Consider the following 12,926-nt stretch of genomic DNA (forward strand, 5'->3'; position numbering starts at 1 on the left):
TATATAACTTTGTTTATTTACTCATCTGACTTATCAAAAATGCTGAAATTTCAGCGCCTACTTTTAAGGTTTTTTCTTGTCCTGCTAACCCTTGCCCACAACTATCTGTGAAAGGGGCTATCTCCATCATATCAGCACCCGTAATTGGATACTTAGCAGCTAAGGCGCGTAATATGCCCATGGCATCTTCTGGCATTAAACCATCCGGCTCAGGCGTACCTGTTGCACAGGCAAAACTGTCATCAATGGCATCAATATCAAAACTTACATAAAGCTCGTCAATATTTTCATCTTCGAGTTGAGCAAAAATGTTTTCTATTGTTTGGTCAATACCATGTGCTTTAATATCTTTTGCCCAATGCTGTCTCACACCAAAAGTCTCTTCCCAATGACTTTGAGGTCTGCCACTTGAGCGAATTCCAACTTGAATAAGGTGATGTTTTTCATGCAGGTCATCTAAAATATGGGTACACCAAGAGCCAAAACATAAATCTATTCCTAAGCGCTCAACCAATAAATCAGTATGAGCATCAAAGTGAATTATTGCAGCACGTTTACCTTGTTTCTTTTTAGCTTGCAGATAGGCTTTGGTTAAAGGGTAACTAACACTGTGATCACCGCCAATGCCGAAAATGCCTTTTTCCGGGAATTCAGCATAAAAGTCATGTAACACATCTTCTGTAATGCTTAATGGGCTAATGGCATATTTACTATGCTCATCTTGATATAAAGCTTTTTTACAGTTAGCTAACGTCGCTTCGTTTAAATATTTATCTGATAATAAATGTGGAATAACACGGACATCACCTAAATCAAATGCAGTTAATTCGGGGTAAGTTGCAAGTAAAGTTGAACGTAAAAATAAAGGACCCCAGTTAGCACCACGTAAAATACCACCACCACAATCTGATGCTACACCTAAAATAACTGCTTTAGACGCTTCTGGCAGTTGATTTAATGACGTTTTCCACAAATCCTCAACTCCAACCGCTTGTCCGAATATAGTTTGGTGTAATTGCTCTTTACGCTCTTTAGCGGTATTTACGGTAAATACGCCATTGCCGGGAGGACACAAACAATTGCTTAGTTTGTTATAAAATGTTGATGTAATTGTTGTCATTTAAGGTCTCTATTTGATTATTTATATGAGTTATCGATTGAGGAAGGTGACCCCTATGCTTTCACTATTTAAATATTTTTAACATTATGCTCTTATGTTTTATCGTAAAGTCGATTATGATTGCCGCTAAATGTAGGCAAAATGTGACTAAGCGCACTGTAATATTAATTATTGCCCATTATAGCTAAAACCAGTAACTGGGTGAATAGCAATTACTGTGAAGTAAAATAATTACTTGTCAGTTTGCATATTTATAGATATACCTATAAATAGTTATGCAAAGAATAACTTTAAATAAAATGTTTTTTTTATCGCTAGCAAAGTCAGAACAAGTACGCTCGCACTTTTTTGATTAATTTAGCGTTTGAATAAAAAGGCAAAAAATAATTTGTCTTTATCGAAGGATTAGAAATTTTTATGGCAAAATCACTAGTTATTGTCGAGTCGCCAGCCAAAGCGAAAACAATTAATAAATATCTAGGTAATGACTTTATTGTAAAGTCGAGTGTTGGTCATGTACGTGATCTTCCGCACAGTAGCACAGGTAAAAAAGTTGCTGCCAAGTCTCCAGCGGAAGTGCGTAAAATGGAACCAGCAGCAAAAGCTAAATACAAAGCCAAGCGTGATAAACAAGCGCTGGTTAATCGTATGGGCATTGACCCAGATAAAAACTGGGCAGCCGATTATCAAATACTGCCAGGAAAAGAAAAAGTTGTTGCTGAGCTTAAAAAGTTAGCGGATAAAGCAGACATTGTTTATCTCGCAACGGATTTGGATCGCGAGGGAGAAGCGATTGCTTGGCATTTAAAAGAGATTATCGGTGGGGAAGATGAAAAGTTCCGTCGTGTTGTCTTCAATGAAATAACTGAATCATCAATTCAACAGGCGTTTGCTACACCGGGTGAGTTGAGTATGCCGGGTGTTAATGCTCAGCAAGCAAGACGTTTTCTCGATCGTGTGGTTGGCTTTATGGTCAGTCCATTATTGTGGAAAAAAGTAGCCCGTGGTTTATCTGCCGGACGTGTTCAATCTGTTGCTGTAAAATTAGTCGTTGAAAAAGAACGTGAAATCAAAGCATTTGATCCCAAAGAGTTTTGGGAAATTGCCGTAGATACGCACGCATCGACAGGTGAAGTACTAACCCTTGATGTGACCCATGAAAATGGCAAAGCGTTTAAACCGACTACTGAAAAAGAGACCAATGCTGCTTTAGCAATATTAAAGCCAGCGGATTATGCTGTTAGTAAACGTGAAGATAGGCCGTCAAAAAGTACACCATCTGCACCGTTCATTACCTCAACGCTACAGCAAGCCGCCAGTACTAAACTGGGATATGGTGTCAAGCGTACTATGGGCTTAGCCCAGCGTTTGTACGAAGCCGGTCATATAACTTATATGCGTACCGATTCAACAAACTTAAGTAAAGATGCGGTAGAAATGTGTCGTAAGTACATCAGCGATAGTTTTGGTGATAATTACTTACCAGAAAATGCAAAAACTTACGGTTCTAAAGCGGGGGCACAAGAGGCGCATGAAGCCATACGCCCATCAAATGTTAAGCTTGAAGCTGCATTTCTTGAGGGTATTGAAGCCGATGCGAAGAAGCTGTATGAGTTAATTTGGCGTCAGTTTGTTGCCTGTCAAATGACCGCTGCTCGTTATACTGTTAGTACTTTAACTATTAGTGCTGCTAGCTTTGACTTAAAAGCTAAAGGCCGAGTGATGCAATTTGATGGTTGGACAATTGTTCATCCACAACTGAGTAAAGGTGATGATACACACTTACCTGATTTACAAGTTGGCGAAGCGTTAACGTTAGATAAAATCGAACCAAGCCAGCATTTTACTAAGCCACCAGCACGTTTTGGTGAAGCTTCTTTAGTTAAAGAATTAGAAAAACGCTCAATTGGTCGTCCGTCAACTTATGCGTCAATTATTTCTACGATTCAAGATCGTGGTTATGTTCGGTTGGACAAAAAACGTTTCTATGCTGAAAAAATGGGTGAAATTGTTACTAACAGTTTATCTGGTAGCTTTGAAAAGTTAATGAGCTACGAATTCACGTCGAACATGGAACAAGAACTTGATGAAATAGCAGGTGGTAGTGCTGATTGGAAAGGGGTTTTAGACGAGTTTTATAAAAACTTTACCAAACAATTATCAAAAGCTGACCAACCCTCTGAAGATGGTGGTATGCAAACCAATGAACCAGTATTAACGGATATTGATTGCCCTACCTGTAATCGTAAAATGGGCATTCGAACCGCTCAAACAGGTGTGTTTTTAGGCTGTTCTGGATATGCTTTACCACCAAAAGAACGCTGTACAAAGACTATGAACTTAACCGCTGGTGAAGAAGCGGTGAGTATTTTAGCTGAAGATGCTGAAACTGAAGCGCTCATGGCAATGCGTCGTTGTGATAAATGTGGCACTGCGATGGATAGTTACCTTATTGACGAAACACGTAAGTTGCATGTTTGCGGTAATAATCCCGTATGTGATGGCATTGAAGTTGAAAAAGGCGAATTTAAAATTAAAGGTTATGATGGACCAATTTTAGATTGTGACCGTTGTGAATCGCCGATGGAGTTGAAATCTGGCCGTTTTGGTAAGTATTTCGATTGTACCAATGAAGAATGTAAAAATACTCGTAAGTTACTCGCCAGTGGTGAAGCTGCGCCGCCAAAAGAGGACCCAGTGCAATTACCTGAGCTTGAGTGTGAAAAGTCTGAAGCTCACTTTGTGCTTCGTGATGGCGCTGCAGGTATCTTTTTAGCTGCGCACACTTTTCCTCGCTCAAGAGAAACTCGAGCGCCAAAAGTAGCAGAATTGCAAAGGTTCAGAGATCGTATTTCAGAAAAATTCTATTATTTAGCTGATGCACCTGCAGAAGATAATGAAGGAAATTTATCGGTAGTACGTTACAGCCGTAAAACGAAAGAGCAGTACGTGATGACCGAGATTGCGACTGAAGAAGGCAAACCTAAAGCAACAGGTTGGACTGCGAAATATATTGACGGCAAATGGATTGAAGACATTCCCAAGAAAAAGGTGGCTAAAAAGAAAGCAGCCAAAAAACCAGCAGCAAAGAAAAAAGCTAAAACAGCAGCTGAGTAAAGATATTCCTTGCTAGAAAATAAAAATAGATACCTTAAGGTATCTATTTTTTTGTCTATTCTACTCTTAATGTAGACCTTAACTTAATTTCTTATTTAGCGCTTTAATCTAAGCCTTCTAACTCATCTAATACTTTTCTTGCCTGTGCTAAAGTACAGTCAGTTTGTGCCATCAAGGCAGTAATAGTTACACTTTCCAGGCGTGTCGCTAGGACTAAAAGGTTATCGTGACTTAAATGCTGATATTCTTTTTTGAGTAACTTGGCAAGCCACAGCCAGCTCTTTTCATCTTTTTGTTCAATATACTCAATGATGCTTTGAATTTGATCAAAATTGGCTTTTAGTTGCCAGTTCCTTGAACGACCAATACGACTTAGATCACAGCCTAACTGCCTGATATGAGCTTTCAAAGCATACGCTTTCAAGGTACGGCGAAGAAAGGAGGGCAGGTTAATTTTGTTGATTTTTTCCACAGGACTTTAAACCTTGAAAGTTAAAGTAAACTAATGGTATAAAAGTACGAAAAATAATTTACCACTTTTTCTTTGGTTGAAATAATAAATCCAATTCATTTTCTTCGCTTTTTGCTTTTTTCGCAGCATCTTTAGCATTGGTATGTTTTAACGCATCAGTAATTTCTTCTAATTGTTGAGAAATATCAGATTGCCTTGTTGTGACATAATCATTTTTTACCGTGCTACTCGCTAAACTTTGTAAGGCCTTCTCAAAATATTGTCTAGCAGAGCCAAGCATTTCTTTATTAAAAGCTTGAGTACCGCGCTTAACTAGGCTTTCAATATTGATTTTTAATTGCATGGTCGCTAGTCGTTGATCTTCTGCAGTAAAAGTTTGTGCGTCAAGAGCTCCTTTATTTTGTTCAGATTTAAGTACCGCACGTAATTTCTTAATGCATTGTAATATGCCAACAAGCTGTTGCTCATTGTCTGGTAAGGTAAAATGCTCTTCAACCGAAGCTTGGTTATTAGCAAGATCTTCTGAGGCTTTTAATCGAGACTGTAATTCTTGAACTCTTTTTTTGATGCCTTTAACTTCAGGCATAAGTTCTTGCATAGTTTTAGCTGCATTGAGGCTACGGCGATTTAATATTTTAACGATATTTGGGTTATTTGGTAAATTTGCTAAGTTAAAAATAAGGTCTTCACTTTCATCAATAACTGCTTTTTGTTTTGCGACTTTAATGCGTTTTTCTGCTTCTAATTTTTCTTTATGTTGTTGAATAGAGCTAACTACAACAACAATTACAATTAAGGCAACAATTAACCCTATAATAATAGCAATCATCTAAGATTCTCTTGAATAAATAAACTACTAGGCAGTCTACAAAAAATGTTTTGGTTAGCATAGGACTAGTTGTATATTTAAGTTAAAAATGACCTATAAAAGTTGTTCTGCAGTCGCGTATAACTAAGTAAAGAATAATCTTTATGAAATTAATAGCAAAGTGGAGGATTTTATTTACAAAAACTAAAAAATATAATGGAATAAATGTTGGATTAAGTATATTATTTTATTATAAGAACGTTACAAATAACGCATTTTAATGCTAATGAGTATTTATATGAAATTGCAGCAACTACGCTATATCGTTGAAGTATTAAATAACAACTTGAATGTATCCGCTACTGCAGATAGCTTGTTTACCTCACAACCGGGCATCTCCAAACAAGTAAGAATGCTTGAAGATGAGCTAGGTATTCAAATTTTTGGTCGTAGTGGTAAGCATCTAACTCATGTAACTGAAGCTGGCCAAGATGTGATTGATATTGCCACTCAAATACTTTCGAAAGTTGAAGGTATTAAAGCGGTTGCTCGAGAACATACTCAGCCTGATGAAGGTAAATTACGGATTGCTACCACACATACTCAAGCTCGTTACGCCTTACCTGATGTTATTCAGGGGTTTATCAAGAGATATAGCAAAGTCTCGTTACATATGTCTCAAGGGACTCCTGCACAAATTAGTGATGCGGCTGCCAAAGGTGAAGCAGATTTTGCCATAGCGACTGAATCTTTGCATTTGTATAACGATTTGGTCATGCTCCCTTGTTACCATTGGAACCGCAGTATAATTGTTCGACCTGATCATCCATTGGCTAAAAAACAAAATATCACTATTGTCGACATTGCTAAATATTCATTAGTCACTTATGTTTTTGGTTTTACTGGTCGTTCTGAACTCGATGCTGCTTTTGATGCTGCTGGAGCAAAACCTAAAATAGCATTTACTGCCACAGATGCAGACGTCATAAAAACTTATGTACGTTTGGGGGTAGGTGTTGGTGTGATTGCTTCAATGGCGATTGACGAACGTATTGATAGTGATCTTGTTGTCATTGATGCGAGTCACTTATTTAACGCAAGTACAACTAAAATTGGTTTTAGACGCGGTAGTTTCTTACGTGCTTATATGTACGATTTCATTGAACGATTTGCACCGCATTTAACCAAAGACATTGTCACTCGTGCGATGTTATTGAAAAATAACCATGAAGTTGATGAATTTTTAAAAGATATTAAATTACCGACTCGTTAAAAGTCGTAGTAACTACGAGTAATGATTTTTGTTACTCGTAGTTCACCATAACACCTTTGCAAACTCTAATTGCTAACTATCCATGTAATCGAACAAATTTTGCTAGTAATGCATCCTCATCTTCAACATGGTCCAGATCAGGTTTAACACAATCAATAGGGCAGACACTGACACAAGTTGGTTGCTCATAATGACCGATACATTCAGTGCATTTATCCACATCTATTTCATAAATCTCAGCGCCAAGGGTAATTGCACCATTGGGGCATTCTGGATCGCACATATCGCAATTGATGCATGAGTCTAATATTTTTAATGCCATATCATTGTTGACCTTTTAACATTAGCAATTGATAAGCGCCTAAGTTTTTTGGTTTTGTGCGAATGGGTGACGGGTAGTGCCACCTTCATCTAAATAACGCATGATAATACCAAAATCTAGTTCTAATTCAGTATCAAGCTCAATTTCTACCTTATGACCAGAGCCCTTAGCATCATCAATGCTTTCACCCGTTTTACTATGGATCATCTTGTTTAATGTAAAGGTCTGGTTGCCTTTAGGTGTCATCAACTCAAGTTGGTCACCAACAAGAAACTTATTTTTAACGTCAATTTGTATTAGACCATTTATTTCATTTCGTCCTAGCACTTCCCCAACAAATTGTTGAGTGTCACTTTTTGAGTAACCATACTCATAGTTTTGAGTATCACTAGGGCGATGTCGCTTTAAAAAACCTTCAGTATAACCACGATGCGCTAGATGCTCCAAATCGGTATTAAGGCTTGGATTAAATGCTCTATCTGCAATCGCATCATTAATCGCCTTACCATATACCTGCGCTGTTCTTGCGCAGTAATAGAAGGATTTAGTTCGGCCTTCAATTTTTAAGGAGTGAACACCCATTTTAACCAAGCGTTCAACATGCTCAACAGCACGCAGATCTTTTGAATTCATGATATATGTGCCATGCTCATCTTCAAAAGCAGGCATATATTCGCCAGGGCGACCTTGTTCTTGCAGTAAAATGACATCATCAATAGGTTTTTGCTCAGGTATAATGATCTCTTTCTCAGGCATATAAACTTCAACAGGCTCAGGTTTTACTGCAATAATATCGCCAGTTTCTGTTTCCTTAGCTTCATGAATATCATATTTCCAACGACAAGAGTTAGTGCATGTTCCTTGGTTAGGATCTCTTTTGTTGATATAACCAGAGAGTAGACAGCGACCAGAATATGCCATGCAAAGCGCGCCATGGACAAATACTTCTAATTCCATTTCTGGACAATGAAAACGAATATCTTCAATTTCATCAAGGGAAAGTTCTCTGGATAGTATTACTCGTTCAACGCCTTGTTGTTGCCAAAACTTAACTGTTGCCCAATTGACTGCATTGGCTTGTACTGACAAGTGTATTGCCATGTCAGGAAAGTTCTCTCTTACCAACATAATAAGGCCGGGATCCGACATAATTAATGCGTCTGGCTTCATGGCAACAATAGGTGCAATATCTTTAAGGAAGGTTTTTAGTTTTCCGTTGTGTGGTGCGATATTGTTAACGAGATAGAACTTTTTACCTAATTGGTGTGCTTCATTTATACCAATTTGAATATTCTCTAAACTGAATTCATTGTTTCTAACTCTTAAGGAATAACGAGGCTGGCCAGCATAAACAGCATCTGCGCCGTAAGCAAAAGCATACCGCATATTTTTTAAACTACCGGCAGGAGAGAGAAGTTCAGGTTTTATCATGGGGTACTCAAATGTATGATGGAATGAAAACGTAAGAAAAAATCAGCGGCGAATTATACTCAATATGGTCCATGCCTACTATTTCAAATCATACCAAGCGTGATCTAGATCAAGACTTACTTTTTCTTGGGCAAGGAGAGCTTGCAATTTATTTTGGCAAAAAGCAGACTTATTATTGCTATTAGCTTGAAAAATATTGATAAAAATAATTACATTGTAAAAAAATGTGCTACTTTAAATAATCATCACAATAAAAATGAAAGTGGATTTATGGCAACTGAAAATGCTCTATATGAGATTTTGACTGAAAAAATAAAACAAGACACGCTTGTACTTCCAACTTTACCTGAAGTAGCATTGAAAGTTAGAAGTGCTGCTGATGATCCTGATATTAATTTAAATCAAATGAGTGACATCATTGCTCATGACCCCGCTTTATCTTTAGGTATGCTCAAAGTTGCCAATAATGCTCTTATGGGTCGTAGTATAAAAGTAGAAACGGTACCACAAGCTGTAACTCGTATTGGCTTAATCCAAATTAAAAGTATTGCTACAGCAATGGCTATTGAACAAGTCTTTGTTTCTAACAATGATGTTGTGGCTATGTATATGAACAAGGCATGGGTTAAAACTATTGATATAGCATCAGTTGCCATTAGCTTGATGAATATATACCTAAAAGAAAACAAACATACGTCACTCTCTTTAGATACTATTACTTTAGCTTCGTTAATACATAATATTGGTGTTTTACCTATTTTAACTGAAGCAGAAAACCATCCTGATGTTTTTGCCAACCCGACTTTTTTACAACAAGCCATTATTAAGTTATCAGGGCGAGTAGGTGGAGCTATAACTCGAAAGTGGGGGTTTTCTGAAGAATTTACGTTATTAGCCGAGAGTTGGAGTGATTTAACTATTTTACCTAGCGAAGTGCATTATTTGGATTTCATTAGAGCAGGGGCCATTTATCATAATGTCTTTAAAAATGAGTCAACTAAAGTAGCATTATTGAACAATTATACCAAAAAAGGCATTTTACCTGAAGTTGATTACATGGATAGTGATGAATTTAAAGGCATGTGTGAAGACGTAAGAGCTATGTTTATTTAATTATTACTAAACTTATGAATAAATATAACAGTAATAAAAATGGCAGCGGTAAGCTGCCATTTTTATTTAATAAAAAGTAATCGTTTAATCTTTTTCCAATAAGTCCGTCGTCTTCATAGAAAACTCAGCTAATAGTTCGATAATAAAACGGTTTAACTCACCTGACATAAGAGCAAAATCTGCGTCAAGCTTAGCAATTACATCATCACTATCAATATCATCATTTTGTTCGTGAATAACATCAAAAAACTTCACTCGTTTTATCGCTAAGTCATCACACAAAATGAATGATAACGATTCATCCCATTCTAGAGCTACCTTTACCACGTACTTATCGGCATCTAAATGCGATTTAATCTCTTCACTTAATAGGTCTTGATTTTTTACACGAACAACTGCGCCATCATCGCCTAAAGCATTAAATTCGGCTTCCATGCCTAAAGTAAACTTACCACCTAAGCTTTTTTCGTTCAGCCAGTCAGTCATTGTTTCATCGGCACAAACGTCAGGTTCCAAACTGCTAACAGGTAAGGTACCAAGTACTTTACGTAATAAAGCTAATAAATCTTCTGCTTTACCACGAGAACTTGAATTGATAACGATAATATTATTAACCGGGCTTATATAAGCATGAGTATCTGTTATCCGAGAGAAAGCGCGAGGGAGTAACTCAAAAGTTATATCTTCTTTGAATTGTTCCTTTTCTTTCTTCGTAGCACCACGGCCTTGTTCTTGTTCAAGTAAATTAACTTTCTCTTCTATCATATCTTTAATAACAGAAGCAGGAAGCATTTTTTCTTCTTTGCGTGCACAAATTAGAAAGTTACCGTTTGCACTATGAACACTTGTATCACCATGTTTTCCTAATGCGTTTATCCAGCCAAAATGAGATATTTCTGTGGAGCCTAGCGGAGTAAAAAGATGTTCAGATAAATGTTTTTCTAAGTCTTGCTCTGACCATTCAAAAGGGCGAGTAAAAGCAAAAAAGTAAAGGTTTTTAAACCACATAAGTAAATCCTAGGTTGATATATACCCGTTCCACATCAGGATGCAGGATTCAGTGGGAATTTAAAAGACTTTAGGCAAGGCATTCATAGTAAAGAATGGTTATCCCTTCTGAAAATGAATAACGCTGAATAAAGTCTTTTAAAACCCACCAAGGGGAACACAGATCAACATCACTTCGTTGTTACACCAATTTGTAAGGGAGTGCCATGACTTCATTGGTGTGCCTAGCAGTGAAATTGCTCTGTGTTCCTGAACTTGCATCTTGAAGTAGAACGGGTATAAGAGTATTTTGTCGATTATCATACCTGAATTCTAATGTTAAGACAGCAGCTTTTAGCTATACCTCATGTCGGGTAAAGTCATGCGATAGCTTAAGCCGCCTTCTGATCCTGAGTAAGCGTCAATAGAGCCATTAAGTGTACCAACTACTAAATTTTTAATTATATGAGTCCCTAAACCCGTCCCACCTTTATCTGCTTGAGTGGTATAAAAAGGGTCAAATAATTTATCAAGCTGCTCTTCATTAATGCCAGTGCCATTATCTCGGTAAAGTATTATTAACCTTTGCTGCTCTACGGTCACATCTATAGTGATTGTGCCTCGGTTAATATCATGAAATGCATGGATTATAGAATTAATAATTAAATTAATAATTATTTGGGCAATAGCACCTGGGTGAGTATAAATTTCTATATGTGGGTCACAATTTATTTTGACACAATGATTGGTTTTTTTTAATTTGGGATGAATTGACTGGATGATTTCATCAAGATATTTTGAGATATTTATTAATCTAACTTTATCATTGGTTTGATCAACTGCAACCTGCTTAAAGCTAGTAATTAACTCAGCAGCCCTTTGCAAGTTATTTGATAATAACGTAATGCTGTGTTGAGCATTACTTATAAAACAGTCAATTGTCCGCTTTGATAGCTTTTGAGCGCTGATGTCTTGTTGAAGTTTAGTAATAATATCAGCTAAATAACTTGTTGAAGTGATACTAATACCAATAGGTGTATTAACTTCATGGGAAACCTCAGCGCTTAGTTGGCCTAACGATGCCATTTTTTCTGCTTCTAACAATCTATCTTGAGCTTTATTTAATTCTAATATTGAATTCTTTAGCTCTTTGTTAGTCGTCATAAGCGTACTTTCTGTTTTTCGGCGACGATTATTTTCTGCTTTCAATTCGTTTTGTTGCTCTAGCATTTCTTTTTGTTGAACTTCCATTCGTAATAACGTGCTACTTAATGTCGACGTTTTTCTAGCGACTTCCTGCTCAAGCAATAAATTTTGTTCATCTAATTTGTCATTAGCTAAATTAGTTTCTCGTTGGGATAATGAAAGTTTATCTTTGAATTCAACAAGTTCATCAATTAAATTGTTATAAGCATCTTCAAGGATATTTAGCTCGTTTTTCTCGTCGTTCATAATATGGAATTTAGAAGCTTCGGGATCATGTAAATCAAGTTGCTTCATTTGATCGGTAAGCTCTTGTAGAGGTTCGGTCAACAACTTAGAAAAAGCCAATAAAAATAAGAAAACTAAAAAAGTTGTTTTTACAATGGCATTGCCAATTAGAAAGTAAATTCCGACCTCAATACGGCTAAAAATAACATCATTACTTGATAATAAAGTGACAGTACCAACCGTTGTTGTTCGCCCAGAAAATTCAAATATTAATGGAAAAGAGTGACCGAATAGACCTTCTGCTAAGGAGCTTATACTTTGGTGTTCACTGAACGTGTCTTGCGAGGTCTCAGAGGGGGCTGATAATACCTCACCCAGTTGAGTGATAACATTATTCGCTTCGTCAGTTACAGTTATCCCTTTTATCATTGGTATGGCGATTAAGCCTTCAGAAATATCAACAGCTTGTTGAGTATTAAGTTCCCATACCGCACGGGTTAAGCTACCACTAATGGTTTTTTGCAAAGTAAGTAGCTCACTGTTTATGTGACTTTTGGTATTAAAATATTCTGCAATTATCTGAATGCCAGTAACACTGATAGTTAAAATAAAATAAACAGAGAGTACTCTTGTTAGCAGCTTACGCGATATGCTGGTTCTTTTCATTATCAGTTATCTTATGGCTTGGTTTAGGAAGTTATTGTTAATTCTAGTAAATAAATATAAAAAATTTCAAATTATTTTTTCATATAATTTACAGCTATTTTTTTTATAGAATTATTTAAAAAAAAGGCCATGTTTTGAGTCCTCTTTACTCATCTTGCTTATCCTTACGTAGATTCATTTAGCGAC

10 protein-coding genes are annotated in these 12,926 nt (G+C 36.7%); 3 read left to right on the forward strand and 7 right to left on the reverse strand.

Annotation, left to right across the window (positions count from 1 at the left end; all coding sequences use genetic code 11):
* Positions 1-13: 13 nt before the first annotated feature.
* Positions 14-1,120, reverse strand: coding sequence for an arginase family protein (locus tag CPS_RS05330; RefSeq protein ID WP_011042033.1), 1,107 nt, complete (start codon positions 1,118-1,120; stop codon positions 14-16).
* A 417-nt stretch (positions 1,121-1,537) separates the two neighbouring features.
* Between CPS_RS05330 and topA the strand changes: the two genes are divergently transcribed.
* Positions 1,538-4,237 (forward strand): type I DNA topoisomerase, encoded by a 2,700-nt coding sequence (gene topA, locus CPS_RS05335; protein ID WP_011042034.1) that lies wholly within the window; start codon positions 1,538-1,540, stop codon positions 4,235-4,237.
* 103 nt (positions 4,238-4,340) lie between these two features.
* Here the strand turns inward: topA and CPS_RS05340 are convergent, their stop codons facing one another.
* Positions 4,341-4,709, reverse strand: coding sequence for a ribosome recycling factor family protein (locus CPS_RS05340; RefSeq protein WP_011042035.1), 369 nt, complete (start codon positions 4,707-4,709; stop codon positions 4,341-4,343).
* 58 nt (positions 4,710-4,767) lie between these two features.
* Positions 4,768-5,538: a hypothetical protein gene (locus CPS_RS05345; protein WP_011042036.1), complete on the reverse strand. Its 771-nt coding sequence runs from the start codon at positions 5,536-5,538 to the stop codon at positions 4,768-4,770.
* Between the two features lie 277 nt (positions 5,539-5,815).
* Here CPS_RS05345 and cysB point away from each other — a divergent pair, with 277 nt between their 5' ends.
* A complete protein-coding gene (cysB, locus tag CPS_RS05350; RefSeq protein ID WP_011042037.1) occupies positions 5,816-6,790 on the forward strand; it encodes an HTH-type transcriptional regulator CysB in 975 nt (324 codons plus the stop codon).
* A gap of 76 nt (positions 6,791-6,866) precedes the next feature.
* On the opposite strand, the gene CPS_RS05355 is transcribed toward cysB, so the two are convergent.
* Entirely contained in the window at positions 6,867-7,112 is a 246-nt protein-coding gene (locus CPS_RS05355; protein ID WP_011042038.1) for a YfhL family 4Fe-4S dicluster ferredoxin, read from the reverse strand.
* Between the two features lie 39 nt (positions 7,113-7,151).
* Positions 7,152-8,543, reverse strand: coding sequence for a tRNA 5-hydroxyuridine modification protein YegQ (gene yegQ / locus CPS_RS05360; RefSeq protein WP_011042039.1), 1,392 nt, complete (start codon positions 8,541-8,543; stop codon positions 7,152-7,154).
* Between the two features lie 270 nt (positions 8,544-8,813).
* Here yegQ and CPS_RS05365 point away from each other — a divergent pair, with 270 nt between their 5' ends.
* Positions 8,814-9,656: an HDOD domain-containing protein gene (locus tag CPS_RS05365; protein WP_011042040.1), complete on the forward strand. Its 843-nt coding sequence runs from the start codon at positions 8,814-8,816 to the stop codon at positions 9,654-9,656.
* An 84-nt stretch (positions 9,657-9,740) separates the two neighbouring features.
* On the opposite strand, the gene rdgC is transcribed toward CPS_RS05365, so the two are convergent.
* Positions 9,741-10,664 (reverse strand): recombination-associated protein RdgC, encoded by a 924-nt coding sequence (gene rdgC, locus CPS_RS05370; protein ID WP_011042041.1) that lies wholly within the window; start codon positions 10,662-10,664, stop codon positions 9,741-9,743.
* A gap of 333 nt (positions 10,665-10,997) precedes the next feature.
* Entirely contained in the window at positions 10,998-12,740 is a 1,743-nt protein-coding gene (locus tag CPS_RS05375) for a sensor histidine kinase (protein WP_011042042.1), read from the reverse strand.
* Between the last annotated feature and the right edge of the window lie 186 nt (positions 12,741-12,926).

Source organism: Colwellia psychrerythraea 34H (assembly GCF_000012325.1).
Taxonomy (GTDB): domain Bacteria; phylum Pseudomonadota; class Gammaproteobacteria; order Enterobacterales; family Alteromonadaceae; genus Colwellia; species Colwellia psychrerythraea_A.

Bases quoted from the DNA above. Each gene is read 5' to 3' on its own strand.
- CPS_RS05330 (WP_011042033.1), bottom strand. From the start codon at position 1,120: ATGACAACAATTACATCAACATTTTATAACAAACTAAGCAATTGTTTG.
- topA (WP_011042034.1), top strand. From the start codon at position 1,538: ATGGCAAAATCACTAGTTATTGTCGAGTCGCCAGCCAAAGCGAAAACA.
- CPS_RS05345 (WP_011042036.1), bottom strand. From the start codon at position 5,538: ATGATTGCTATTATTATAGGGTTAATTGTTGCCTTAATTGTAATTGTT.
- cysB (WP_011042037.1), top strand. From the start codon at position 5,816: ATGAAATTGCAGCAACTACGCTATATCGTTGAAGTATTAAATAACAAC.
- CPS_RS05355 (WP_011042038.1), bottom strand. From the start codon at position 7,112: ATGGCATTAAAAATATTAGACTCATGCATCAATTGCGATATGTGCGAT.
- yegQ (WP_011042039.1), bottom strand. From the start codon at position 8,543: ATGATAAAACCTGAACTTCTCTCTCCTGCCGGTAGTTTAAAAAATATG.
- CPS_RS05365 (WP_011042040.1), top strand. From the start codon at position 8,814: ATGGCAACTGAAAATGCTCTATATGAGATTTTGACTGAAAAAATAAAA.
- rdgC (WP_011042041.1), bottom strand. From the start codon at position 10,664: ATGTGGTTTAAAAACCTTTACTTTTTTGCTTTTACTCGCCCTTTTGAA.
- CPS_RS05375 (WP_011042042.1), bottom strand. From the start codon at position 12,740: ATGAAAAGAACCAGCATATCGCGTAAGCTGCTAACAAGAGTACTCTCT.